The organism is Neobittarella massiliensis (ex Bilen et al. 2018) (assembly GCF_014269355.1).
GTDB lineage: Bacteria > Bacillota > Clostridia > Oscillospirales > Ruminococcaceae > Neobittarella > Neobittarella massiliensis.
The window spans coordinates 1-523 of record NZ_JACOGI010000010.1 but is presented as its reverse complement, the minus strand read 5'-3'; the positions used below and the strand labels follow the sequence as shown (position 1 = coordinate 523).

General features: G+C 62.3%; 1 protein-coding gene. It reads left to right on the top strand.

What is annotated here, in order from left to right:
- Positions 1-523 (top strand): hypothetical protein (locus H8K20_RS14355; protein ID WP_207721603.1); only part of this gene is annotated, 523 nt, incomplete at both ends.

Sequence of the window (523 nt, the reverse complement as noted above, 5' to 3'; positions counted from 1 at the left end):
TGGTGGGCCCAGAGGTAAAGCCGGATGATCCGGTGCCCGGCCCTCAGATCGATACCGATGAAAACGGCCTCAAGCACGCCGCCGTCTACGACAGCATAAACGAGGAGATCGACGAGAGCGCCCCCCTCTACGGCGGCAATTTTGACGCCGCCGACGCCCGGGCGCTGCTGCAGTACCGCTATCAGTTCTCCGCCAACGTCGCCGGGGATATGACCGGCGAGCTGAAGATCATGCAGAGCGGCAAAGACGTCACTGCCGCCGGGGCCGATACCACCACAGCCGGCAGCTTTACCGTGGTGTATAAAGTCACCGATGCCGACGGCAACACGACCACCCTGTATCTCACCGATATCCTCACCGATCCCAACGCCCCGCCGGTGGTGGTCTACCCCGACTATGTCGACCCGATCGTCGGCCCGCCCATCGACCCGGATAAGCCGCTGGCCGATCCCACCGTGAAAAAAGACCCCAAAACAGGCAAGAACCACGCCTATTACGAGGACTGGGCCACCGAAGTCATCCG